Genomic DNA, 24,763 nt, shown 5'->3' on the forward strand with positions numbered 1-24,763 from the left:
CGGTCGCATGATGCTGACCGGGCGAGGGCATTACTTCTGCTGAACCCCTTCCACCGAAATAATCAGCTCCACGTCCTGCGACGCCGGGCCCAGATCGGTGGTGATGTTAAAGTCTTTCAGGTGGATTTTGCCTGTCGCTTCAAACCCTGCGCGTTTACCGCCCCACGGGTCATCACCCTGACCAATCAGTTTTGCATCTAGCTTAACGGGCTTGGTCACGCCGTTCAGCGTCAGATTACCGGTAATATCCAGGCCGTCACCATCCTTTTTCACTTCGGTGGAGGTGAAGGTGGCCTGCGGGAATTTAGCCACGTTGAGGAAATCGGCGCTGCGCAGGTGCTTGTCACGCTCGGCGTGGTTGGTATCCAGGCTGTTGGTATTCAGGGTCACATTGACTTTATCGGCCGCCGGATTGCTCTCATCGAAAGTGAAGGAACCGTCGAAATCCTTGAAGGTGCCGTACAGCCAGCTGTAGCCCAGATGCTGGATACGGAAGTTCACAAAGGCGTGCTGACCTTGTTTATCAATTTTGTAGTCGGCTGCCACCGCGGCGCCGGTGGTGAACAGCAGAGAACCTAAGGTTAATCCCAGCAGGCTTTTTTTCATTTTATGCTCCAGAGTCAGGTGACGCTTTCCCCAACATACGTGTCAGGGTGGCATCTTTGTCGATAAAGTGGTGTTTGAAGGCCGCAAGACCATGCAGGACAGAAAGTATGACGACGCCCCAGGCCAGCCACAGATGAATGGTTCCGGCCAGATCGGCCTGCGCCCCGGCATCTGCCAGCAGGGCAGGGACATCAAACAGACCGAAGACGCTGATCGGCTTGCCGTCGGCGGTGGAAATTAAATAGCCGCTGATAAGAATGGCGAACAGCAGCGCATACAGCGCAATATGCGCCGCAGTGGCGATAAGGCGCGTGGCACGCGACTGGCTTTTCAGCGCCGAAGGCACCGGGGAGAAATGGCGCCACAGCAGACGTACCACCAGGGCCATCATCAGCATAAAGCCGATGCTTTTGTGTAGCTCGGGTGCCTGGTGATACCAGCCATCGTAATAGCTGAGTGTCACCATCCATAATCCAAGGCCAAACATGCCATACACCGCAATAGCCATCAGCCAGTGTAAACTCATGGAAATAACGCCATAGCGTGTGGGGGAATTACGCACCTGCATTGTGAATACCGTTATTAATTCGCAAGCGCTAAAAATGGCGTGGGTGAAACATTAATGCAAATGATATTTACAGATATTCATTATTAATTTTATTCTTTCAGTTATTTTGAATAACAATTGGCAATAATGGTCAATGTGATTGTTAGTGATATGTGATCGGCGCTGATGACAGGCGGGTTATGACGATTTTATGATGTTCAAATAATTTATTTTGAAATTATAGTTATCTTAAGAATCGTCAATTTATGTCAATATTTTTCATCAGAAAAATACAATGTACAGAATATCGAGCAGCGCGAGGAGCGACCACAGCACAATATAGAGCATCAGATGCTCGCGAATATTATTGACCACATAATTCACAATACGACGCATGAGGGTACCGGTAATGGAAGAAATGAAAGGCTTCGGCAACCCGAAGCCTGACAGCATTATCGGCTAAAGCGCGACAGGGAGAAAGGCGTGAGATCAAACGGCGGGGCGATCTGCTGAGAGAATTGCGCGGCAATCTCCCCCAGCACGCTGGCGAATTTGAATCCATGGCCGCTCAGACCGGTGATCAGCAGCGTATTGTCATGGCCCGGCAGGGTGTCGATGATGAAGTCTTCATCCGGCGTGTTGTCATAGGTGCAGGCTGCCCCGTGTAACAGGCCGCCGATGCCTGGCAGCACGTTGCGCAGGAATTTGAAGGCTTCAGAGCCGTCGCCAGGATAAGCCCCAAACGGCTTGCGCTCTTCCGGAGAAGAGATGACCTGGCCGCCGTTGTGTTTACCGATCTTCAGCGCATCTTTCTCCGATGGGAAGCCGTAGAACTGATCCCCATCAGGCAGTTCGCCGGTAAAGGCCGGGAAGTGGTTCTGATGGCTGTAGCGGCCGTCGGCCTGGAACCAGGAGAAGACCTTACGCACCGGCTGAATCGGCAGGTCTGGCACCAGACGCGAGACCCAGGTGCCGGCGCTTACCAGCAGACGATCTGCGCGGTACGGGCCTTCCGGGGTCTCGACGGTGACGCCGTCGTCCTGATGGGAAATCGCAGTGACCGGGCAGTTAAACAGCTGCGCGCAGCCGGCTTCTTTCGCCAGCGCAATCCAGGTTTTGATCGCCAGCTCGCTGCGCAGGACCCCGGACTCAGCCTCAAACAGACCGATATAACCCTCGGGAACCTGAATTTCAGGCCAGCGTTTCATCACCGCCGCCGCATCCAGGCGCTCAAGGTTGAGATTGAACTGGCGGGCGCTCTGCTCAACGTTTGCCAGGAATGACGACCCGGACGGCCCGAGATTGACGACGCCCGTGCGTTCAAAGACCGGTTCACCGCTGATGTCGGCTAGCTCATCCCACAGCGCCTGCGCTCGCAACACCAGCGGCACATAGCGCTCACCCTCCCCATAAGCGTGACGCATCAGACGGGTGTCACCGTGGTGGCTCCCTTCGGTGTGGGGCGGCATATGGGCATCAATCATCAGCACGTTTTGACCGGCCCGGGTTGCGTAATAACCTGCCGCTGCACCGACAGATCCGCTGCCAATAATAATTAGATCGTATTTCATCAGATTCTCTTTACGCGTTTCGTTGCTTAGCAGGGTAATTAAGACGGGACGGTTATACAAGGGCGAAATAAATGAGGCACCGTAAGGTGCCTTTTTGGGTGAGATTGAGACATTACATTAATGTCGCTGGTACTCATTTGCCTGGTAGTCACTGGATTCTATTTTTGCAATGCCGGCTTCTAAAATAGAAATAAACTGACGTGCGACGTCGGTTGTTAACCATAGCGTCTGCCCAACTTCCGCTTCATCGGTGTCAGGGTGGTTCGGGGTCTGGTAATGCAAACGCAGCATCAGTGCGTCGTAGCTATCTACAGTGCTGATATCCCAGCCAACAAGTGGATGTGTCTGGATGACTTCATTATTCTTTTCCATCATAACCCCCTGAATACGTGTTAAATGACAACGACTGTGAGGTTCAATGCGTGTTTTTCTGAAGCAATTTCAGTATATCAATAAATAAGGCTTCTGAAGGGAAAAAGAAACAGGCAGCACAACAAATTTGTGCCTTTTAGGATTGTTTGAACATTAAAACATCATCTTGCTGATGATTTTTGACGGAGTCAGTCAGATTATTCGCAGTTACGTTAAACAGACGAAAAAAAGCCGGGGCGACCCGGCAAAAAAAAACAATGAGGCATAAAACTAATCGGTAATAAACCAGTCGTCAGCGCTCTCCCAGGTTTCCTGTAAAATTTCGCTGATGCGCTGTTTATCTTCTTTGGCGCCGCCGATCACCGACAGATTGTTTGAACTGGCATAACGCACGGTGACAGCACCATCGCGTTCGGGAAAGGAGTCATTTATACGGCGGGATAATTCACCCGCCAGTGCGTCCAGCGCCCCGGCAGGCAAAGTAGTTGTTCTGGCAATGGTCACTTCGATACGCATAGTTGCCCCCTGTGTAATATACTGTTTATTTATACAGTTATATTGTCGAACTTACAACAGGGGGCCAACAATTTTTAGCGTTTTACCGTCCAGTGTACGGTTTCACCCGCGAGGAACGGGATCAGGGTGTCATCCGTCAGGGCTATGGATTCCACTACGCTGCTCTCTTCCCGAACCAGTTCAACGAAGGTCTCATTAACCGGCAAGCCGTAGAAGCGAGGGCCGTTCAGGGAGCAGAAGGCCTCGAAATGCTGCAGGGCGTTCATCTCGTCAAACACCTGGGCATAGCTGGCCAGCGCGGTAGGCGCGTTAAAGCAGCCTGCACAGCCGCAGCTGGCTTCTTTGCGGTGACGGGCGTGCGGCGCAGAGTCGGTGCCGAGGAAGGCACGCTCAAAGCCGCTGGCAACCAGTTCACGCAGCGCCTGCTGGTGGATATTACGCTTGAGGATTGGCAGGCAATAGAGGTGAGGGCGCACGCCGCCCACCAGCATGTGGTTGCGGTTGAACATCAGGTGCTGCGGGGTAATGGTGGCGGCCAGAAGCTCGTTACCATCGCGCACGTACTCGGCCGCATCTTTGGTGGTGATATGTTCAAACACCACTTTCAGACCAGGCAGACGCTGACGCAGCGGCTCCATCACGGTGTCGATAAAGCGCGCTTCGCGGTCGAAAATATCGATCTCGGCATGGGTTACTTCGCCATGCACCAGCAGCGGCATCCCCAGTTTCTCCATGCGCTCCAGCACCGGCATAATCGCATCAATGCTGGTTACGCCATGGCTGGAGTTGGTGGTGGCGTTGGCCGGGTAGAGCTTGGCGGCGGTGAAGACCCCTTCGTTAAAGCCGCGTTCGATCTCGTTGGGATCGAGCGTGTCGGTCAGATAACAGGTCATCAGCGGGGTAAAATCGTGTCCGGCAGGCACGGCAGCAAGAATGCGCTGGCGATAGGCAATCGCCGCGTCGACCGTGGTGACGGGCGGCACCAGGTTTGGCATGACAATCGCGCGGCCATAAATTTCACTGGTATACGGCACGACGGTGTTGAGCATATCGCCATCGCGAAGATGGATATGCCAGTCGTCTGGGCGGCGAATTTTCAAAACCTGGGATGGTGCAGTCATGGATAGGCTCCGGCTGAGTGAGATGATTTTTGCCGGACACAAAGAATAGAGGGAAACGTTTTCGTTTGCACTCTTTTCCACAAAAAAAAGGCGCCGAAGCGCCTCAGTGGTTAATCGACGAAGGGGATAACAATCTCACCCGGTTTCACTTCGATTCCTTTTGCGTACTTTTTCGCCAGGGCTTCACCCTTGCTGTTATCTTCGCGCAGGATGTAGGCCGGTTGCTGGTTGAAGTAGTTTTGCAGCGACTGATTCAGGTATGGCATCAGGGTTTGCAGGACCGGTTTCATTTTGTCCGGCGACACCACCGCGTCGGTGATCTGCATCTGCTGCAGATAGATGGCGCCCTGATCTTTATTAAAGACCGGCAGCGCTTTTAATTTCAGTTTGATATTGGCTTTCTGGCTGCCGAACAGCGAGTTCATGTCCAGGCTGGCATCCCCGGAGAGCATCACTTTATTCGGCTCTTCGCGGCCAATCTGGCTGGCAAGGTTGGTCAGGACGATATGCGCATCGGCCACGCCCGGAACGCCGATATCTTTCGCAAAGTTATTGCGCTTTTGCAGGGCCTGGTTGATCTCCTGCTCACTGACGGTGTACTGGGTGAGCTGATTACAACCAACCAGCAGGCCGCTGAAGATCAACGCAGTGGCAATAACGAATTTTTTCATGGTTTTCCTCGACATAATGTCAGCGCTTCAATCCTGACGCGCCAGTATGTCAGGGGAGAGTGTGTCAGACCAGCAGAAAAAACTGATATCTGTGCGATCAGGCGCCAGGCTCGAGGATGCCGGGCAGGCGACGTTTGTGGCTGAACTGCCAGCCCAGCGCGAAGCAGGTGATCACCCCGATTAAGGCCAGCATGACCCACGGTAACTCCGGCTGATTGAAGGCTTTCCCGGCATCAAACAACCATCCGCCACCGGCATACCCCAGCGCACCACCAATCGCCAGCCCGAGACGGCTGAAGCCCATATAGCTGCCGCGCGCACGCGGGTCGGCCAGCTCGGCGCTCAGGGTTTCGCGGGCGGGTTCGGCAATAATCGAGCCGATATAGAAGGTGCAGATCAGCATAAACAGCTGCTGCAGGGAGCCCACCATCCCAATGGGCAGCATGCTCAGGGACATCAGCAGCAGGCCCGCCATCAGACGGTGCTCAAGGCGGAAGCGTTTTTCGCTCCAGCGGGCAATCGGGTAGAGCAGGGAGAGGGAGAGACAGGCTTCAATGGCGTACATCCACTTCACCGCCGCCGGGGAACCCGCCACATCATTGACCATGATCGGCAGCATCAGCATTACCTGCACGCCCAGCATGTAATAGCCCGCCAGGGTCAGCACATAGGTGATAAAGCGTTTGTCGTGCCAGACCCTGCCCAGCCCTTCGCGCACCGGCGCTTTGACGGTGGAGAGTTTCCATGCCGGTAACAGCCAGGCGTTGAAGGCTGCGCAGAGGATAAACAGCACCGCGCCCGTGGCGCAGACCAGACGAAAATCATACTGCAGCAGCCAGCTGCCCAACAGCGCGCCCACCACCGCACCGGCGCTGTCCTGCATCATCAGCAGAGAGAAAAAGCGTCCGCGATGCTGAGGCCGGATCAGTTTGACCACTAACGCCGTGCGCGGCGGGTCGAACAGCGTGCCCCCCAGACCGGAGATAATGCAGGAGACCCACAGCAGCCAGGGCTCATGGGCGATAGCCATGGTGGCAAATCCCGTGGCCCGCAGCAGCATGCCGGTGACGATCATCGGTTTGGCCCCGAAGCGGTCGGCAATGGCGCCGCCAAACACCCCCAGCCCCTGCTGAACAAACTGGCGCAGACCCAGCGCAATACCGACCATCAGCGCCGCCCAGCCCATCTGATCGACAAAGCGAATCGAAATCAGCGGGAAAACGACGAAAAAGCCGAGGACAACCAGCATGTTATCGACAAGCAGGAAACATTTGCCCAGACGCCGGGCCTGTGAGATACGGGACATTTCCCCTCCAGGGGAACAAAGATGATGAGTGCGCTAATATTCTGCGGTTTCGCCGGCGTTTTTCCCACCGCGCAGGCGACAATATTTTTTTATCAAAAGGGGACTTTGATTGAGGCTTTTCATCGAAAAATGTGAAAAGACATCAAAATGCTATGTCACTGTTTTCCCGAATGGCAACGGCGCAGGTATAGTAAAGCTAACGGGTCAAGGTTGTAACATGAAGGAGTTGTATCCATGTTTGGCTATCGCAGTAATGTGCCGAAAGTTCGCCTGACGACCGACCGGCTGGTGGTGCGTCTGGTGCACGAGCGTGATGCCTGGCGTCTGGCGGACTACTACGCTGAGAATCGTCAGTTTTTAAAACCCTGGGAACCCGTGCGGGATGAAAGCCACTGCTATCCTTCCGGCTGGCAGGCCCGGCTGAGCATGATTGCCGAGTTCCACAAGCAGGGCTCGGCGTTCTATTTTGCCCTGCTCGATCCGGAAGAGAAAGAGATCGTCGGGATCGCCAACTTTTCTAACGTGGTGCGGGGATCTTTTCACGCCTGCTACCTGGGCTACTCCATCGGACAAAAATGGCAGGGGCAGGGGCTGATGTTTGAGGCCTTGACCACCGCTATCCGCTATATGCAGCGGACCCAGCATATGCACCGCATTATGGCCAACTACATGCCGCACAATCAGCGCAGCGGCGATCTGCTGGCACGCCTCGGGTTCGAAAAAGAGGGCTATGCCAAAGAGTACCTGCTGATTAACGGCGAATGGCGCGATCATGTCCTGACGGCGCTGACAACCAAAGAGTGGAGCGCGGGGCGCTAAGGAACAGAGATGAAATATCAGTTAACCGCCACAGAAGCGCGCGTTATCGGCTGCCTGCTGGAAAAACAGGTCACCACCCCGGAACAGTATCCGCTTTCGGTGAATGCGGTCACCCTGGCCTGCAATCAGAAGACCAACCGTGAGCCGGTGATGAACCTCGCCGAGCATGAGGTGCAGGAGCAGCTTGATGCGCTGGTTAAGCGCCACTATCTGCGCACCGTCAGCGGCTTTGGCAATCGCGTCACCAAATATGAACAGCGTTTTTGCAACTCCGAGTTTGGTGCCCTTAAGCTGAACCCGGCCGAAGTGGCGCTCGTCGCCACCCTGCTGCTGCGCGGGGCGCAGACCCCGGGCGAGCTACGCACCCGGGCCGCGCGTATGCACGAGTTCGCGGATATGCAGGAGGTGGAGCAGGCGCTCGAGGGCCTTGCCGCCCGGGAAGATGGGCCTTTTGTCCTGCGTCTGGCCCGTGAGCCGGGCAAGCGCGAAAGCCGCTATATGCACCTCTTCAGCGGTGAGGTTGATACCGCCGTCACGACAGCTGAGGCTGCGGCCCCGGTCGCGGATGAGACCTTACTGGCCCGCGTTGAGGCGCTGGAAAATGAAGTCGAAGAATTGAAACAGCGACTCGATTCGCTGCTGGCACATCTGGGAGATTAACGGTGACAAAATTACGTGTAGGCGTTGTAGGACTGGGCGGGATCGCCCAGAAAGCCTGGCTGCCGGTGCTGAGCGCCGCAACAGACTGGACGTTGCAGGGGGCCTGGTCGCCGTCGCGGGATAAGGCGCTGCGGATCTGCGAGTCCCTGCGCATGCCTTATTATACGTCGTTACAGGATCTGGCCCGCGAGTGTGATGTGGTCTTTGTTCACACTTCCACCGTTACCCACTATCAGGTGGTCAGCGAGCTGCTGCAGGCGGGCGTGCATGTCTGCGTCGATAAACCGCTGGCCGATAACCTGGCCGACGCCGAGCGGCTGATTGACCTCGCTGCCCAGAAGAAGCTCACCCTGATGGTCGGCTTTAACCGCCGCTTCGCGCCGCTCTATCAGCAGCTGAAAACCCAGCTGAACGGTGCGGCATCCCTGCGGATGGATAAACACCGCGCCGACAGCATCGGGCCCAACGATCTGCGCTTTACCCTGCTGGATGATTATCTGCACGTGGTGGATACCGCCCTGTGGCTGGCGGGCAATGATGCCCGGCTTACCGGCGGTACGCTGCAGACCAACGAGAACGGGGCGATGGTCTATGCCGAGCACCATTTCAGCGCCGGTAATCTGCAGATCACTACCTCCATGCACCGCCGGGCGGGCAGCCAGCGGGAGTGGATCCAGGCGGTGACGGATGGCGCATTGCTGGACATTACCGATATGCGTGAGTGGCGCGAGGAGCGGGGGAGTGGCGTCGTTACGCCGGCCATCCCGGGCTGGCAAAGCACCCTTGAGCAGCGCGGCTTTGCGGGCTGCGCGCGTCACTTCATCGAATGCGTGCAAAATCAGACGGTTCCTGAAACCGCAGGCGAACAGGCGATCCGGGCCCAGCGCATCGTGGAGAAGCTCTGGCGCGAGGCCATGAGCGAATAACCTGCGGTAACATCTGCCCATAGCAATTCGCGTTTTTACGAGTAGACTAGGCGCGTTTATTGTCTTGTAGGCCGGGTAAGCGCAGCGCCACCCGGCGAGAATCACGCCTGCTTTGCAGGCGTTTTGCCGTCTGGTAGTGGAAATTCACGTTAATGAACCTATTAAAATCGCTGGCTGCCGTCAGCTCGATGACCATGTTTTCGCGCGTGCTGGGTTTTGCGCGCGACGCCATTGTGGCAAGGGTCTTTGGCGCAGGGATGGCGACTGACGCCTTTTTTGTTGCGTTTAAACTGCCTAACCTGCTGCGCCGTATCTTTGCCGAAGGCGCGTTCTCCCAGGCTTTTGTCCCCATTCTGGCGGAATACAAAAGCAAGCAGGGGGAAGACGCGACGAAGGTGTTTGTCTCCTACGTCTCGGGATTGCTGACCCTCGCCCTGGCGATCGTCACGGTGATCGGCATGCTGGCGGCGCCCTGGGTGATCATGGTCACCGCGCCCGGCTTTGCCGATACCGCCGATAAATTTGCCTTGACCTCGCAGCTGCTGCGCATTACCTTCCCCTATATTCTGCTGATCTCGCTGGCGTCGCTGGCGGGGGCGATCCTGAACACCTGGAACCGCTTCTCGGTCCCGGCATTTGCGCCAACGTTCCTCAACGTCAGCATGATCGGCTTTGCGCTGTTTGCCGCGCCGCACTTCCATCCGCCGGTGCTGGCCCTGGCCTGGGCGGTGACGGTGGGCGGGGTACTGCAGCTGGCGTATCAGCTGCCGCACCTGAAGAAGATCGGCATGCTGGTGCTGCCGCGCATTAACCTGCGCGATGCCGGGGCGATGCGGGTGGTGAAGCAGATGGGGCCGGCCATTCTTGGCGTCTCGGTGAGCCAGATTTCGCTGATCATCAACACCATCTTCGCCTCGTTCCTGGTCTCCGGTTCCGTCTCCTGGATGTACTACGCCGACCGCCTGATGGAGTTTCCGTCCGGGGTGCTGGGGGTAGCGCTGGGTACGATCCTGCTGCCGTCACTCTCCCGCAGTTTTGCCAGCGGCAACCAGGATGAGTACTGCCGTCTGATGGACTGGGGGTTACGCCTCTGCTTCCTGCTGGCGCTGCCGAGCGCGGTGGCGCTGGGGATCCTCGCCAAACCGCTGGTGGTATCCCTGTTCCAGTATGGTAAATTTAGCGCCTTCGATGCGCTGATGACCCAGCGGGCGCTGGTGGCTTACTCTGTCGGCCTGATGGGGTTGATTGTGGTGAAAGTGCTGGCTCCGGGCTTCTACTCGCGTCAGGACATCAAGACTCCGGTGAAGATCGCCATCGTGACCCTGATCATGACCCAGGTGATGAACCTGGCCTTTATCGGCCCGCTGAAGCATGCCGGTCTGTCCCTGTCCATCGGTCTGGCGGCCTGTCTGAATGCCGGGCTGCTCTACTGGCAGTTGAGAAAGCAGCAGATTTTCACCCCGCAGCCGGGCTGGGCGAGCTTCCTCTTACGGCTGGTGATTGCGGTGCTGGTAATGGCTGCGGCGCTGGTGGGCATGCTTTACGTGATGCCGGACTGGGCGCTGGGCACCATGCCTTATCGTCTGCTGCGCCTGATGGCCGTAGTGGTGGTGGGGGTTGTGGCGTACTTCGCGACTCTCGCGGTTCTGGGCTTCAAAGTGAAAGAGTTCGCCCGCCGTACGGCGTAACGCAAAAAGGGGAGCGCCTGTCGGTGCTCCCCGTTCTCTGTCTGTCTCATCCGGACAATCAGATCGAAAACTTCTTCCCGCCGCTGCGTGAGCTGGATGTCTGGCCATTGGCGCCATACAGTGCCGGCTCCTGATGCGGCTTCAGCACCTCCAGCGCCTGCTGGTTGCGGGTGATTTGCCCTTCAAGAAGCCAGCCGTTGTGCTGATTGAGGTCGCGCAGATGCTGAGTTTTTTCAGTAATCGTTTGCCAGCGTTCGGCGACATCATCATTGGCACTCTGGCGCGCGGACTGCTCGGTGCGCCGCTGCTGCTCCAGATAATCCAGCGTGGCCAGCAGGGAGCTTTTATCTTCGGTAATGCGCTGCAGCGCGCTGCCGTTCACATTCCCGGCAGAGAGCTGCTGTTGCTCGGCGTCCATTACCGTTTTCAGGTCGTTCAGGACGACCGTCATGTGATCCATTATTTCCGTCAGACGACTCATACGGCGATTACTCTAAGAAACTTTGCGCATCCTGGATCAGCGCGTCAGCGATTTTACTGGTATCCATTTTCAGCTCACCGTTACGGATCGCGGTTTTCAGCGCTTCAACACGTTCCATGTTGATATCGTTGCTGCCCGGCTGCATCAGTTTCGCCTGGGCATCGCTCAGCGTAACGCTGGTGCTGTCGGCCGCTGCTGATTTTTGCAGGCGCGTTTTTGGCGTTGCAGTCTCATTCATTTCGCGAGGCTGTACAGTGCTAACCGGCTTCAGGGGCGATGTACGATCAATGCTCATTGTGGTGTCCTCATCGAGGGTTGGCGGCGTAAGCGCCTGACATTATCATTTGTTAATGATTTATCGGCAGTCGCCGCATAATCTTTAAAAAGATTATAGGTTAATCAGAATATTCCCATCAGAATCGACGGTACCGCTCACAACCTGGCCTGAGGTCATCCTGACGCGGGCGTTTTGCGCAACGGCCGCATTGTTCAGGGCCTGACCCTGGCTGTTAACGCTAAAGCCCTCGCCAGTGGCGATCACCATCACCCGCTGTCCGGCTTTGATCCGCCATGACTGGCGCAGCATCGACAGTTGCAGAGGTTGCCCGGGCACTAGATCGCGCAAGCTTACGGCGTTCTGCACCTGGTTGATATCCAGAATCGTGCGCGGCGGAAGCTGATCCAGTCTGCCGCGTTTCAGCGTCACGCTACCCGGCTGCAACGCCCCACCCCGGGGGATGTTTTGGGACGCGACAACATAATCGCCCGTCGCCTGAACTGCAACCTGTATAAACCGTTTTTCATTGTCACAGCGTGCCGTCACGCTCACGTTGCCCCACTGCCGGGTGTTGCCAGGGACGCTGAACTGAGGCGTTTCGCAGGTTGGGAGCATGCTGGCTGGCGTGCGGACCTGAACCGACACCTCATCGCTGAATCCTGCCAGTCGCTGGGCAAAAAACGCCGTCAGCTGACCATTCAGATCCTGCGCCTGAGAGAGGGAGCTCCAGAGGAGCAGGGTTGCGGTCACTCCACGTTTGAATGTCATATCGCCCGTTACCGTCGGATTACAGAATGAGCAGGATTCTACCTGTAGCGGGTGGGCATCAACGCAATAAATAGCGACGCATTTTGCGCTTATTCCGTCGATGACGGAGACGGGTTGAGATTTAAGCTATCCACTGAAATTTTGCCATCAGCGGAGGAGACATGCTCGATAAACTCGACGCCGCGCTACGTTTTCAGCAAGAAGCGCTCAACTTGCGTGCCCAGCGTCAGGAGATTCTGGCCGCCAATATCGCCAACGCCGATACCCCCGGGTTTCAGGCGCGTGATATCGATTTTTCCAGTGAATTAAAGAAAGTGATGGAGCGTGGCCGGGCCGAGAACAGCGGTGTTGCCCTTGCGCTGACCTCTGCACGTCATATTCCCGCAGAGACCGTCACTACCCCGAATACCGATTTACTTTATCGCATCCCGGATCAGCCATCCCTGGACGGTAATACCGTCGATATGGACCGGGAGCGTACGCAGTTCGCCGATAACAGCCTCAAGTACCAGATGGGGCTGACCGTTCTCGGCGGGCAGATTAAAGGCATGATGAGTGTTCTGCAGGGAGGCAACTAATAATGGCCTTACTCAATATCTTTGATATCGCGGGTTCCGCGCTGACCGCGCAATCCCAGCGTCTGAACGTTGCCGCCAGTAACATGGCGAACGCCGACAGCGTAACGGGCCCGGACGGTCAACCCTACCGCGCCAAGCAGGTGGTATTCCAGGTGGATGCTGCGCCGGGTGCGCAAACCGGCGGGGTAAAAGTGGCCAACGTGATCGAGAGCCAGGCGCCGGACAAACTGGTGTACGAGCCAGGCAACCCGCTGGCCGACGCCAGCGGCTACGTCAAAATGCCGAACGTGGATGTGGTTGGCGAGATGGTCAACACCATGTCGGCCTCCCGCAGCTACCAGGCCAACGTAGAAGTCCTGAATACCGTGAAGAGCATGATGCTTAAAACGCTCACCCTGGGCCAGTAAAGGAGAGATCAATGTCCATTGCAGTCAATGTAAATGACAGGACGGCTACCACTGGCGTCAGCGGCACCACCGGCAACAGCTCCCTCACCGGCAGCAATGCCTCCGATCTGCAGGGCAGCTTTCTGACCCTGCTGGTGGCACAGCTGAAAAACCAGGACCCGACTAACCCGATGCAGAACAACGAACTGACCACGCAGCTTGCGCAGATCAGTACGGTGAGCGGCATCGAGAAACTTAACACCACGCTGGGCTCTATTTCCGGGCAGATCGACAACAGCCAGTCGATGCAGGCCAGCACGCTGATTGGCCATGGCGTGATGATCCCGGGCTCTACCGTTCTGGCAGGCACCAGCGGTGCCGAAGGCTCGACCACCACCTCAACCACCCCGTTTGGTGTTGAGTTGCAGCAGAGCGCGGACAAAGTGACCGCCACCATCACCGATAAGACCGGTGCCGTGGTACGCACCATTGACATTGGCGAGCTGAAAGCGGGCGTCCATACCTTTACCTGGGACGGGACGGTAACCGATGGCAGCACGGCGCCAAACGGCTCTTACAACGTCGCGATTTCCGCCAGCAGCGGCAGCACGCAGCTGGTGGCACAGCCACTGCAGTTTGCACTGGTGCAGGGTGTGATTCGCAGCGGCGGCGGTAACACGCTGGATCTCGGGACTTACGGTACCACCACGCTCGACGAAGTTCGGCAGATTATTTAAGCCCTAACATTTACCAGGAGTAACTCATGGCCTTTTCACAAGCGGTCAGCGGCCTGAATGCTGCAGCCACTAACCTCGACGTCATTGGTAACAACATTGCCAACTCCGCGACCTACGGCTTTAAGTCCGGTAGCGCGTCATTTGCGGATATGTTCGCCGGTTCCAAAGTCGGTCTGGGCGTAAAAGTCGCCGGGATCACCCAGGACTTTTCAGACGGTACCACCACCAACACCGGCCGCGGCCTGGATGTGGCCATCAGCCAGAACGGTTTCTTCCGTATGCTCGACAGCAACGGTTCGGTCTATTACAGCCGTAACGGCCAGTTCAGCCTGGACGAAAACCGCAACCTGGTGAACATGCAGGGCCTGCAGCTGACCGGCTTCCCGGCAGCAGGTAGCCCGCCGACGGTGCAGACCGGTGCTAACCCGCAGCCAATCACCATTCCTAATGACCTGATGTCCGCCAAAGCCACCAGCACCGCGGCGCAGCAGATCAACCTGAACTCCACTGACAGCGTGCCGAGCATCGCGTTTGACGCGACCAACGCCAACCCGGATTCAGACAGCTTCAACAAGAAAGGCACCATCACCGTTTACGACGACCAGGGTAATGCCCACAACATGTATGTCTACTACGTGAAAACGGCAGACAACAAGTGGGATCTCTATACCCAGGACGGCAGCGTCACCAACGGTAAGATCACCAAGTCTGCGCAGATGAGCTTCGACCCTAGCGGTAATCTGCAAGGTGTCTATAACTACAATGCTGCCGGTGTCCTGAGCGCTACCCCAAATGCTAACGCCTCTATCAACGTGACCTCCGAGCCACTGAGCGGCGCGCTGCCGGTGACCTTCTCCCTGAGCTTCCTGAACTCCATGCAGCAGAACACCGGGGCGAACAACATCGTGGCAACCAACCAGAACGGCTACAAGCCGGGCGACCTGGTGAGCTATCAGATCAACGATGACGGTACCGTGGTCGGCAACTACTCCAACGAACAAAGCCAGGTGCTGGGTCAGATCGTGATGGCGAACTTCGCCAACAACGAAGGCCTGCAGTCTGAAGGGAACAACGTCTGGTCTGCTACCCAGTCTTCGGGCGTGGCGCTGCTGGGCACCGCCGGTTCCGGTAACTTCGGTACCCTGACCAACGGCGCGCTGGAAGCCTCCAACGTCGACCTGAGTAAAGAGCTGGTCAATATGATCGTCGCGCAGCGTAACTATCAGTCGAACGCGCAGACCATCAAAACCCAGGATCAGATCCTCAACACGCTGGTTAACCTCCGCTAAGTGGCTGACGGGATAGCTTAATGGATCACGCAATATATACCGCGATGGGCGCTGCCAGTCAGACGCTCAATCAGCAGGCAGTCACCGCCAGTAACCTGGCGAACGCCTCGACGCCGGGTTTCCGTGCACAGCTTAATGCCATGCGCGCCGTCCCGGTGGAAGGCCTTACCCTGCCGACGCGTACGCTGGTAACGGCATCGACGCCGGGCGCCGACATGACGCCAGGGCAGATGGACTATACCTCTCGCCCGCTCGACGTGGCGCTGCAGCAGGACGGCTGGCTGGCAGTTCAAACCGCCGACGGCAGCGAAGGCTACACCCGTAACGGGAATATCCAGGTGGATGCGGTCGGGCAACTGACCATCCAGGGACATCCGGTTATCGGTGAAGGCGGCCCGATCGCCGTGCCGGAAGGCTCGGAGATCACCATCGCGGCAGACGGGACCATCTCGGCCCTGAACCCTGGCGATCCGCCAAACACCGTGGCACCGGTTGGCCGCCTGAAGCTGGTCAAAGCCGAAGGTTTTGAAGTGCAGCGTGGCGACGACGGTATGTTCCGTCTGACCCAGGCGGCGCAGGCCACCCGTGGCGCCACCTTACAGGCTGACCCGACCATTCGCGTCATGTCTGGCGTGCTGGAAGGCAGCAACGTTAAGCCGGTCGCGGCGATGACCGACATGATCGCCAGCGCGCGCCGTTTTGAAATGCAGATGAAGGTGATCTCCAGCGTTGATGAAAACGCCGGTCGCGCCAACCAGCTGCTGTCAATGAGTTAACAGGACACCTTATGATCAGTTCTTTATGGATCGCGAAAACCGGCCTCGACGCACAGCAAACCAATATGGATGTCATCGCCAACAACCTGGCGAACGTGAGCACCAATGGGTTTAAACGTCAGCGTGCGGTTTTCGAAGATTTGCTTTACCAGACCATCCGCCAGCCAGGTGCCCAGTCGTCTGAACAGACCACGCTGCCATCCGGTCTGCAGATCGGTACCGGTGTTCGTCCTGTCGCGACCGAACGTCTGCACAGTCAGGGCAACCTGTCCCAGACCAACAACAGCAAAGACGTGGCGATCAAAGGCCAGGGCTTCTTCCAGGTGCAGCTGCCGGACGGAACTTCGGCTTACACCCGTGACGGTTCGTTCCAGGTGGATCAGAACGGCCAGCTGGTTACGGCGGGCGGTTTCCAGGTGCAGCCAGCGATCACCATTCCGGCGAATGCCCTAAGCATCACCATCGGGCGTGACGGGATCGTGAGCGTGACCCAGCAGGGTCAGGCCGCTCCGGTGCAGGTCGGCCAGCTTAACCTGACCACCTTCATGAACGACACCGGTCTGGAAAGCATCGGTGAGAACCTGTACATCGAAACCCAGTCCTCCGGTGCGCCGAATGAGAGCACGCCAGGGCTGAACGGTTCAGGTCTGCTGTATCAGGGGTATGTGGAAACCTCAAACGTCAACGTCGCGGAAGAGCTGGTGAATATGATCCAGGTTCAGCGCGCGTACGAAATTAACAGTAAAGCAGTGTCGACGACCGACCAGATGCTGCAGAAACTGACGCAACTCTAAGGTGTAGTCCGGTGCGGTTTGCGCTGCACCGGCTCCCTGTTTTCGAAGATGAAGGCAATGCAAAAACACGCGGCGATTCGTTATCCGATAGTGACCCTCCTGGCCGTTACCCTGACCGGTTGCGCCTGGGTTCCGTCTCAACCTCTGGTGCAGGGTGCGACTTCCGCCCAACCCATTCCTGGCCCGACGCCGGTCGCGAATGGCTCTATTTTCCAGACAGCGCAGCCGATTAACTACGGTTATCAGCCGATGTTTGAAGACCGTCGCCCACGTAATATCGGCGATACGCTGACCATTCAGCTGCAGGAAAACGTCAGCGCCAGCAAGAGCTCTTCAGCGAATGCCAGCCGCGACGGGAAAACCAATTTTGGCTTTGACACCGTGCCGCGTTACCTCGAAGGGCTCTTCGGTAATGCCCGTGCCGATGTCGAGACCTCTGGCGGCAACTCCTTTAACGGTAAAGGCGGCGCCAATGCCAGCAACACCTTTAGCGGCACTCTGACGGTGACCGTGGACCAGGTGCTGGCGAACGGCAATTTACATGTCGTGGGTGAAAAACAGATCGCCATCAATCAGGGCACTGAGTTCATTCGCTTCTCCGGTGTGGTTAACCCTCGCACCATCAGCGGCTCCAACACCGTACCGTCCACTCAGGTGGCCGATGCGCGCATTGAGTACGTCGGCAACGGCTACATCAATGAAGCGCAGAATATGGGCTGGTTGCAGCGTTTCTTCCTTAATTTATCGCCGATGTAAGCGAGGTGACCTATGTTTAAATCCCTCTTCGGGATCCTGTTGGTGCTGGTGGCAACCGTTGTCCACGCCGACCGTATCCGCGATCTCACAAGCGTCCAGGGCGTGCGGGAAAACTCACTGATCGGTTACGGCCTGGTGGTCGGGCTGGACGGTACGGGTGACCAGACGACCCAGACCCCGTTCACCACCCAGAGTCTGAACAACATGCTTTCCCAGCTCGGCATCACGGTGCCGGCCGGGACCAACATGCAGCTGAAAAACGTGGCGGCCGTTATGGTCACCGCCTCCTACCCGGCCTTTTCCCGCCAGGGGCAGACCATCGACGTGGTGGTTTCCTCCATGGGTAACGCGAAAAGCCTGCGTGGCGGTACGCTGCTGATGACCCCGCTGAAAGGGGTGGACAGCCAGGTGTATGCTCTCGCCCAGGGTAATATTCTGGTCGGCGGGGCAGGTGCGTCCGCAGGCGGCAGCAGCGTGCAGGTTAACCAGCTTAACGGTGGCCGTATTACCAACGGGGCGATCATTGAGCGTGAACTGCCGACCCAGTTCGGGGCCGGGAACACCATCAACCTGCAGCTGAACGACGACGATTTCACCATGGCGCAGCAGATCGCGGACACCATTAACCGCGGTCGCGGCTATGGCAGCGCCACGGCGCTGGATGCCCGCACCGTGCAGATCCGCGTCTCCAGCGGCGGCAGCAACCAGGTGCGCCTGCTGGCGGACATCCAGAACATGGAAGTCAACGTTACGCCGCAGGATGCCAAAGTGATCATCAACTCCCGTACCGGCTCGGTGGTGATGAACCGTGAAGTGACCCTGGACAACTGTGCCGTGGCGCAGGGCAACCTTTCGGTCACCGTTAACCGCTCGGCTAACGTCAGCCAGCCGGATACGCCGTTTGGCGGCGGTGAAACCGTAGTCACGCCGCAGACCCAGATTGATATGCGTCAGAGTGGTGGCTCACTGCAGAGCGTGCGCTCCAGCGCTAACCTGAACAACGTGGTGCGTGCGCTGAATGTGCTGGGCGCAACCCCAATCGATCTGATGTCGATTCTGCAATCCATGCAGAGTGCAGGCTGCCTGCGCGCCAAAGTGGAAATTATCTGATGCTGACCGATAGCAAACTGCTGAGCAGCGCGGCCTGGGATACCCAGTCGCTCAACGACCTGAAAGCCAAAGCGGGCAAAGATCCGGCGGGTAATATCCGCCCGGTGGCCCGCCAGGTGGAAGGGATGTTTGTCCAGATGATGCTGAAAAGCATGCGTGAGGCGCTGCCGAAAGACGGCATCTTCAGCAGCGATTCAACCCGTCTGTACACCAGCATGTATGACCAGCAGATTGCGCAGCAGATGACCTCCGGTAAAGGACTCGGGCTGGCGGATGTGATCGTCAAGCAGATGGCGGCCGCCCAGGGCGTGCCGCCGGAAGAGGCCCCGCAGCAGGTGCCGATGAAGTTCGATCTGGAAAAGGTGACCAGCTATCAAAACCAGGCCCTGACGCAGATGGTGCGCAAAGCCGTGCCGAAAGCGCCAGAAAGTAACGACGAACCGCTCACCGGGGACAGCAAAGACTTCCTGGCCCAGCTCTCGCTGCCGGCGCGTCTCGCCAGCCAGCAGAGCGGGGTGCCGCATCACCTGATTCTGGCCCAGGCGGCGCTGGAATCCGGCTGGGGGCAACGGCAGATCAGGCGTGAGAACGGCGAGCCAAGCTTCAACATCTTTGGCGTGAAGGCCACGGGAAGCTGGAAAGGGCCAACCACCGAGATCACCACCACCGAATATGAAAACGGTGAAGCGAAGAAAATTAAAGCGAAGTTCCGCGTCTACAGCTCGTATCTGGAGGCGCTTTCAGACTATGTCGGGGTGCTGAGCCGTAACCCACGCTATGCGGCAGTGACCCAGGCCGCAACGGCAGAGCAGGGCGCGCAGGCGTTGCAGAACGCGGGCTACGCCACCGATCCGCAGTACGCCCGCAAGCTGACCAGCATGATCCAGCAGTTAAAAGCGATGGGTGAGAAAGTCAGCAAAGCCTACAGCAACGATATCGAAAATCTGTTCTGAAAGTTCTCAAGTCCGGCTGGGGGCTGCCGATAATCTCCAGCAGGACTCGTGTCTGAAAGTATAAAAGGAACCCCCATGTCCAGTTTGATCAACAGCGCCATGAGTGGCCTCAGCGCGGCACAGGCTGCGCTGAATACCGCCAGTAATAACATTTCAAGCTACAACGTGGCGGGTTATACCCGTCAGACCACGGTGCTGAGCGCCTCAAACAGCACCCTGACAGGCGGCGGTTGGGTTGGCAACGGCGTGTATGTCTCCGGGGTACAGCGCGAATATGACTCATTCATTACCAACCAGCTGCGCGCCGCGCAGAACCAGAGCAGTGCCCTGACCACCCGCTACCAGCAGATGTCTAAAATTGACGATGTACTGTCCGGTAGCACCAACAGCCTGGCGACCACCCTGCAGGACTTCTTCGGCAGCCTGCAGACCCTGGTCAGCAACGCCGAAGATCCGGCGGCGCGCCAGACGGTGCTGGGCAAGGCCGCTGGCCTGGTGAACCAGTTCAAGGTCAACGATCAGTACCTGCGCGATCAGGATAAGCAGATCAATATCGCGATCGGCACCAGCGTTGAGCAGATCAACAACTACGCCAAACAGATTGCTAACCTGAACGATCAGATCTCCCGTCTGACCGGCGTAGGTGCCGGGGCTTCCCCGAACAACCTGCTCGATCAGCGTGACCAGCTGGTGAGCGAGCTGAACCAGATTGTGGGCGTTGAAGTCGCGGTCCAGGATGGCGGCACCTATAACGTCTCCTTTGGCAATGGCTATAACCTGGTCCAGGGCAGCACCTCCAACCAGCTGGCGGCCGTGAAGTCCAGCGCCGATCCGTCCCGTACCACGGTGGCGTTTGTCGACGGCACCTCGGGCCCGGTGGAGATCCCGGAAAAACTGCTGACCAATGGCTCACTGGGCGGGATGTTAACCTTCCGTACCGAAGAGCTCGACACTGCGCGCAACACCCTTAACCAGCTGGCGCTCTCCTTCGCTAACGCGATGAACACCCAGCACGCAAAGGGCTTTGACACAGAAGGTGATGCTGGCGGTAAATTATTTGATATCGGTGCGCCAGCGGTGCTGGGCAACAGCAAAAATAGCGGTTCGGCCGCCGTCACCGCGACGGTAAACCCTGCAGAAAGCGCTAAGGTGCAGGCCACCGACTACAAGATGGAGTTTGATGGCTCCAGCTGGAAAATCACCCGTCTGTCTGATAAAACCACGGTCAATGCCACCAATGACGGTAACGGCAACCTATCCTTCGATGGCCTGACGGTTAACGTATCGGGCGCGGCAAACAATAAAGACAGCTTTATCGTGAAGCCTGTCGCCAATGCCATCGTCAATATGGATCTGGCGATCAGCGATGAGTCAAAACTGGCGCTGGCCTCTGACCCAACCGGTGGTGAAAGTGATAACCGTAACGGTCAGGCGCTGCTGGATCTGCAGAAGAGCAAAGAGGTTGGCGGCAACAAAACCTTTAACGATGCCTACGCCTCTCTGGTGAGTACCGTCGGCAGCAAAACCGCGACGCTGAAAACCAGCAGTACCACTCAGGCAAACGTGACGACGCAGCTGAGCAACCAGCAGCAGTCGATCTCCGGGGTTAACCTCGATGAAGAGTACGGCAACCTGCAGCGTTTCCAGCAGTACTATCTGGCCAATGCCCAGGTGCTGCAAACCGCCAGCACGCTCTTCGACGCGTTAATTAATATTCGCTAAGGCCGAGGTCAACGATGCGTATTAGCACCCAGATGATGTATCAGCAGAACATGCGTGGGATCACCGATTCCCAGAGCAAGTGGCTGAGTTACGGTGAGCAGATGTCCACCGGTAAACGTGTAAACCGTCCCTCTGACGATCCAATCGCTGCGTCTCAGGCCGTAGTGTTGTCCCAGGCGCAGTCGGAGAACAGCCAGTTCAAGCTGGCCCGCTCTTTTGCCTCCCAGCGCGTGGGGCTCGAGGAAAGCGTCCTGGCTCAGGTGACCACCGCACTGCAATCGGCGCAGGATAAAATTGTCTATGCGGGCAACGGATCCCTGAGTGACAACGACCGCAACTCGATTGCCACCGATTTACAGGGTATCCGCGATCAGTTGGTGAATTTGGCAAACAGTACCGACGGCAACGGACGCTATATTTTTGCCGGCTATAAAACCGATGCCCCGGCGTTCGATCAGGCGTCCGGAAAATATGACGGCGGTGACACGCCGATCAGACAGCAAGTTGATTCCGCGCGTAACATGCAGATCAGCCATACTGGCAGTGAAGTCTTTGAATCTTTTACCAGCAATGCTGCGCCAGAGCCGGATGGTAGTACTCCGGAAAAGAATCTGTTCAAAATTATCGATAATGCGATTGCAGCGCTGAATAAGCCGGTTGACGGTGATCAAACGAAGGCTGATCTGTTGAGTCTGGATATCGATAAGGCGAACCGCGGCTTGCGTAACTCGCTGGATAACGTCCTGACCGTGCGCGCTGATCTGGGGACCAAACTGACTGAACTCGATGCCCTCGATACGCTGGGCAGTGATCGTGCGTTAGGCCAGACCCAGCAGATGAGCGATCTCATTGACGTTGACTGGAACGCGGCGATCTCCTCATACACCATGCAGCAGGCGGCCCTTCAGGCATCCTATAAAGCGTTCAGCGATATGCAGGGTATGTCTCTGTTCCAGCTCAACAGATAACAGTTTTGACCTTTGGACATGACTTGAAACTGGTTATGTTCTGTGTGCCCAATCCGTTCTCGCGGATTGGGCTTTTTTTTTTCAGGAATTCTGCATTACCGAGGTGCTGGTGCGGGCGTTTTCTGCCAGACGGATAGCCAGCGCTATGCCTGCGGTCACCGTCGCCAGGGCAACCACGCCCGGCCAGCCTGCCATCGTATACAGCTGACTACCCAGCGCCGAACCCAGCGCCATCCCGATAAACACGCCGGTGAAGAGCAGGGCGTTCAGGCGACCACGTGCCTGCGGCTCAAGGCCATAAACCAGGTTCTGATGGGCGACCAGACTTGACTGCAAACCGAGATCAAAGCCTATGGCAGAGACAGCAATCAGGATCAACTGGCCGTGTACACCGAGGGCGGGCATCAGGAACATCAGGGCGAAGGAGACGGTCACCAGCGCGGCACCAAGCTGGGTGACTTTACCGGCACCGAGTTTATCGGCCAGACCACCTGCAAGCGGCGCTGCAAGCGCGCCTGCGGCACCGGCAATACCATATCCACCGGCGACCGCGCTGCCCAGCTGATAGTGTTCCATCAGCATCACCGCCAGCGTAGACCAGAAGGCGCTGAAGGCAATAGAGAGGAAGCCCTGGGCCAGCGCGGCACGACGCAGCGCCGGGTAGCGACGCCACAGGTGCGCCATGGAGCGCATCAGTTCCGGATAACGCAGATTCGACGGCACCGCGAAGCGAGGCAAAATCAACCACATCACGGCGGCAAGGATCGCAATGCTGCCCGCGGCCAGTTGATACATGACGCGCCAGCCAAAGGCTTCACCCACCACGCCACTCACCGTCCGGGAGAGCAGGATCCCCAGCAACAGACCGGTCATCACCGTCCCGACAGTTTTCCCCTGTTTACCTGCCGGAGCAAGAATAGCCGCCGCCGGAACGATATCCTGCGCCATGGTGGCCGCCATACCAATCAGCAGGCTGACCAGCAGCAGGGAGTGGATCTGCCCCGTCAGGCTACAGGCCAGCAGCAGCCCCGCCAGGGCGATGCTTTTTATCACTATCAGGGTGCGACGGTCATAGCGATCGCCCAGCGGCAGCAGGAAAAGGATCCCCAGCGCGTAGCCTGCCTGGGTAAGCGTTGGCACCATCCCCATCCCTTCAATGCTGAGATGCAGATCGGCCCCCATCAGCGGCAGCAGCGGCTGAGCATAGTAGATGGAAGCGACGCTGAAGCCTGCGCCGATGGCGAGGATAAAAATGACCCAACGGCTGACGGCTGGGGTTAAGGTGCTGGTGTTCATATGCAGTTCCTCATTTCGGGTGTGTCGCTATTCTTTACCAGCCCGACTTGCGGTGGTAGCCGGCGCAGTGCTAAAACACTTATACGTGTAACGTATAACCGGATAAATCATGAAACGTTCAGAGCGTATAGACAGGGTCGAACTGATGCGAACCTTCGTGCGCATCATTGAGACAGGCTCCCTTTCTGCCGCCGCCGTGCAGATGGCAACGACCCAGGCCACCGTGAGCCGTCGCCTGCAATCGCTGGAGACGCTGCTCGGCGTACGTCTGATCCTGCGCACCACCCATGCCATGAAGCTGACCGATGATGGCGAACGCTGCTATCAGCATGCCCGACGGGTGATTGACAGCTGGCATGCGCTGGAGGATGAAGTCGGGCAGACAGAAGATGAACCGGTGGGAGTGCTTCGCGTTCGCGCCCCGCATGCCTTCGGGCAGGAGCAGCTGCTGGAGCCGTTAACGGCGTTTCTGCTGCGCTATCCGCGGTTGAACGTGGAGTGGATGCTCAATGACCGCTCGGCCGATTTCCTGAGTGACAATATCGACTGTGCCATCCGGGTAGGGGCGGAGATCGACCCGGGTACGGTGTCGGTATTACTGGCCGAGGTTCCGCGCAGTATTGTGGCCTCGCCGGAACTGCTTGCACGTCATGCTCCGGTTGATAAGCCAGAAGATCTCTCTGCGCTGCCCTGGGTGGCACTCAATACCTTTTATCGTCAGCACGTAGAGCTGTTCCACGCGGGAGCGCCACAACCGCTGCGGGTGGCTATTTCACCGCGGCTGAGTACCGACAGCCTGTACGTGGCGCGTAAAAGCGCTTTAACCGGGCTGGGGGTAGCGGTGGTATCAAGCTGGACAGTGGAAGCCGACATTCGTGAGGGCAGGCTGGTACACCTGTTGCCTGACTGGCAGCCGGCCGCGTTGCCGGTGCATCTGGTCTATCCGTGGTCACGGTATTACCCGGCACGTCTGCGCCGCTTTCTGGAAATGATGCGAGAGGTGATGCCTGAAATCGCCGGCATGCGCAGGCCTGAACAGAGGCAATAAAAAAGCCGACCCGAAGGTCGG

Annotated in this window: 29 protein-coding genes; 16 read left to right on the forward strand and 13 right to left on the reverse strand. The window is 57.5% G+C overall.

The window, feature by feature from the left end; translation table 11 throughout:
• Positions 1–30: 30 nt before the first annotated feature.
• The 9 genes from G7090_RS08600 to mdtH all read right to left on the reverse strand — a co-directional run bounded on the left by G7090_RS08600 (position 31) and on the right by mdtH (position 6,710).
• The gene (locus tag G7090_RS08600; RefSeq protein WP_106992705.1) at positions 31–606 is read right to left on the reverse strand and encodes a YceI family protein; all 576 of its coding nucleotides are present in this window, start codon (positions 604–606) and stop codon (positions 31–33) included.
• A 1-nt stretch (position 607) separates the two neighbouring features.
• The gene (locus G7090_RS08605; RefSeq protein ID WP_166182127.1) at positions 608–1,174 is read right to left on the reverse strand and encodes a cytochrome b; all 567 of its coding nucleotides are present in this window, start codon (positions 1,172–1,174) and stop codon (positions 608–610) included.
• A 261-nt stretch (positions 1,175–1,435) separates the two neighbouring features.
• Positions 1,436–1,549, reverse strand: a complete 114-nt coding sequence (locus tag G7090_RS08610) for a YceO family protein (RefSeq protein ID WP_106992824.1) — start codon at positions 1,547–1,549, stop codon at positions 1,436–1,438.
• A gap of 56 nt (positions 1,550–1,605) precedes the next feature.
• Positions 1,606–2,724, reverse strand: a complete 1,119-nt coding sequence (gene solA, locus G7090_RS08615) for an N-methyl-L-tryptophan oxidase (protein WP_166182128.1) — start codon at positions 2,722–2,724, stop codon at positions 1,606–1,608.
• A gap of 117 nt (positions 2,725–2,841) precedes the next feature.
• Positions 2,842–3,096, reverse strand: coding sequence for a biofilm formation regulator BssS (gene bssS, locus G7090_RS08620; RefSeq protein WP_106992707.1), 255 nt, complete (start codon positions 3,094–3,096; stop codon positions 2,842–2,844).
• A gap of 270 nt (positions 3,097–3,366) precedes the next feature.
• Positions 3,367–3,612: a DNA damage-inducible protein I gene (gene dinI / locus G7090_RS08625; protein ID WP_166182129.1), complete on the reverse strand. Its 246-nt coding sequence runs from the start codon at positions 3,610–3,612 to the stop codon at positions 3,367–3,369.
• A 74-nt stretch (positions 3,613–3,686) separates the two neighbouring features.
• Positions 3,687–4,733, reverse strand: coding sequence for a dihydroorotase (gene pyrC, locus G7090_RS08630; RefSeq protein WP_166182130.1), 1,047 nt, complete (start codon positions 4,731–4,733; stop codon positions 3,687–3,689).
• 110 nt (positions 4,734–4,843) lie between these two features.
• Entirely contained in the window at positions 4,844–5,404 is a 561-nt protein-coding gene (locus G7090_RS08635) for a lipoprotein (RefSeq protein ID WP_166182131.1), read from the reverse strand.
• A 97-nt stretch (positions 5,405–5,501) separates the two neighbouring features.
• Entirely contained in the window at positions 5,502–6,710 is a 1,209-nt protein-coding gene (gene mdtH / locus G7090_RS08640; protein WP_166182132.1) for a multidrug efflux MFS transporter MdtH, read from the reverse strand.
• 234 nt (positions 6,711–6,944) lie between these two features.
• On the opposite strand from mdtH, the gene rimJ reads away from it, so the two are divergent.
• From rimJ to murJ, 4 genes are all read left to right on the forward strand, one after another.
• Positions 6,945–7,529 carry a ribosomal protein S5-alanine N-acetyltransferase gene (gene rimJ / locus G7090_RS08645; RefSeq protein ID WP_106992712.1) on the forward strand — a complete coding sequence of 195 codons (585 nt, stop codon included), beginning with the start codon at positions 6,945–6,947 and terminating at the stop codon, positions 7,527–7,529.
• A gap of 9 nt (positions 7,530–7,538) precedes the next feature.
• Entirely contained in the window at positions 7,539–8,189 is a 651-nt protein-coding gene (locus G7090_RS08650) for a YceH family protein (RefSeq protein ID WP_166182133.1), read from the forward strand.
• Positions 8,190–8,191: 2 nt separating this feature from the next.
• On the forward strand, positions 8,192–9,115 hold the full coding sequence (locus G7090_RS08655) for a Gfo/Idh/MocA family protein (RefSeq protein WP_166182134.1): 924 nt from the start codon (positions 8,192–8,194) through the stop codon (positions 9,113–9,115).
• 152 nt (positions 9,116–9,267) lie between these two features.
• On the forward strand, positions 9,268–10,803 hold the full coding sequence (murJ, locus tag G7090_RS08660; protein ID WP_106992715.1) for a murein biosynthesis integral membrane protein MurJ: 1,536 nt from the start codon (positions 9,268–9,270) through the stop codon (positions 10,801–10,803).
• A 58-nt stretch (positions 10,804–10,861) separates the two neighbouring features.
• Here the strand turns inward: murJ and flgN are convergent, their stop codons facing one another.
• The 3 genes from flgN to flgA all read right to left on the reverse strand — a co-directional run bounded on the left by flgN (position 10,862) and on the right by flgA (position 12,329).
• Complete coding sequence (flgN, locus tag G7090_RS08665) at positions 10,862–11,284, reverse strand: flagella biosynthesis chaperone FlgN (protein ID WP_106992716.1); 423 nt, start codon at positions 11,282–11,284, stop codon at positions 10,862–10,864.
• A gap of 7 nt (positions 11,285–11,291) precedes the next feature.
• Positions 11,292–11,579, reverse strand: a complete 288-nt coding sequence (gene flgM, locus G7090_RS08670) for a flagellar biosynthesis anti-sigma factor FlgM (RefSeq protein ID WP_166182135.1) — start codon at positions 11,577–11,579, stop codon at positions 11,292–11,294.
• 93 nt (positions 11,580–11,672) lie between these two features.
• Positions 11,673–12,329 (reverse strand): flagellar basal body P-ring formation chaperone FlgA, encoded by a 657-nt coding sequence (gene flgA / locus G7090_RS08675; protein ID WP_166182136.1) that lies wholly within the window; start codon positions 12,327–12,329, stop codon positions 11,673–11,675.
• Between the two features lie 161 nt (positions 12,330–12,490).
• Between flgA and flgB the strand changes: the two genes are divergently transcribed.
• From flgB to flgL, 11 genes are all read left to right on the forward strand, one after another.
• The gene (flgB, locus tag G7090_RS08680) at positions 12,491–12,907 is read left to right on the forward strand and encodes a flagellar basal body rod protein FlgB (protein WP_032617531.1); all 417 of its coding nucleotides are present in this window, start codon (positions 12,491–12,493) and stop codon (positions 12,905–12,907) included.
• 2 nt (positions 12,908–12,909) lie between these two features.
• Positions 12,910–13,314, forward strand: coding sequence for a flagellar basal body rod protein FlgC (gene flgC, locus G7090_RS08685; protein WP_106992719.1), 405 nt, complete (start codon positions 12,910–12,912; stop codon positions 13,312–13,314).
• Between the two features lie 11 nt (positions 13,315–13,325).
• Positions 13,326–14,030, forward strand: a complete 705-nt coding sequence (flgD, locus tag G7090_RS08690) for a flagellar hook assembly protein FlgD (RefSeq protein ID WP_106992720.1) — start codon at positions 13,326–13,328, stop codon at positions 14,028–14,030.
• 26 nt (positions 14,031–14,056) lie between these two features.
• Entirely contained in the window at positions 14,057–15,319 is a 1,263-nt protein-coding gene (gene flgE / locus G7090_RS08695; RefSeq protein WP_166182137.1) for a flagellar hook protein FlgE, read from the forward strand.
• A gap of 20 nt (positions 15,320–15,339) precedes the next feature.
• Positions 15,340–16,095 (forward strand): flagellar basal body rod protein FlgF, encoded by a 756-nt coding sequence (locus tag G7090_RS08700; RefSeq protein ID WP_106992722.1) that lies wholly within the window; start codon positions 15,340–15,342, stop codon positions 16,093–16,095.
• A gap of 11 nt (positions 16,096–16,106) precedes the next feature.
• Positions 16,107–16,889: a flagellar basal-body rod protein FlgG gene (flgG, locus tag G7090_RS08705; RefSeq protein WP_032617536.1), complete on the forward strand. Its 783-nt coding sequence runs from the start codon at positions 16,107–16,109 to the stop codon at positions 16,887–16,889.
• Between the two features lie 57 nt (positions 16,890–16,946).
• Positions 16,947–17,645, forward strand: a complete 699-nt coding sequence (gene flgH / locus G7090_RS08710) for a flagellar basal body L-ring protein FlgH (protein ID WP_166182138.1) — start codon at positions 16,947–16,949, stop codon at positions 17,643–17,645.
• A gap of 12 nt (positions 17,646–17,657) precedes the next feature.
• A complete protein-coding gene (locus tag G7090_RS08715; RefSeq protein WP_166182139.1) occupies positions 17,658–18,755 on the forward strand; it encodes a flagellar basal body P-ring protein FlgI in 1,098 nt (365 codons plus the stop codon).
• Complete coding sequence (flgJ, locus tag G7090_RS08720) at positions 18,755–19,708, forward strand: flagellar assembly peptidoglycan hydrolase FlgJ (protein ID WP_166182140.1); 954 nt, start codon at positions 18,755–18,757, stop codon at positions 19,706–19,708. The genes G7090_RS08715 and flgJ overlap by 1 nt, the downstream gene beginning before the upstream one ends.
• Before the next feature lie 75 nt (positions 19,709–19,783).
• On the forward strand, positions 19,784–21,430 hold the full coding sequence (gene flgK, locus G7090_RS08725) for a flagellar hook-associated protein FlgK (RefSeq protein WP_166182141.1): 1,647 nt from the start codon (positions 19,784–19,786) through the stop codon (positions 21,428–21,430).
• 14 nt (positions 21,431–21,444) lie between these two features.
• Complete coding sequence (gene flgL, locus G7090_RS08730; protein WP_166182142.1) at positions 21,445–22,398, forward strand: flagellar hook-associated protein FlgL; 954 nt, start codon at positions 21,445–21,447, stop codon at positions 22,396–22,398.
• 81 nt (positions 22,399–22,479) lie between these two features.
• Here the strand turns inward: flgL and G7090_RS08735 are convergent, their stop codons facing one another.
• Positions 22,480–23,694 (reverse strand): MFS transporter, encoded by a 1,215-nt coding sequence (locus tag G7090_RS08735; protein ID WP_166182143.1) that lies wholly within the window; start codon positions 23,692–23,694, stop codon positions 22,480–22,482.
• A gap of 109 nt (positions 23,695–23,803) precedes the next feature.
• On the opposite strand from G7090_RS08735, the gene G7090_RS08740 reads away from it, so the two are divergent.
• The gene (locus tag G7090_RS08740; RefSeq protein ID WP_166182144.1) at positions 23,804–24,742 is read left to right on the forward strand and encodes a LysR family transcriptional regulator; all 939 of its coding nucleotides are present in this window, start codon (positions 23,804–23,806) and stop codon (positions 24,740–24,742) included.
• Positions 24,743–24,763 lie beyond the last annotated feature (21 nt).

Source organism: Leclercia sp. 29361, assembly GCF_011290365.1.
Lineage (GTDB): Bacteria > Pseudomonadota > Gammaproteobacteria > Enterobacterales > Enterobacteriaceae > Enterobacter > Enterobacter tamurae.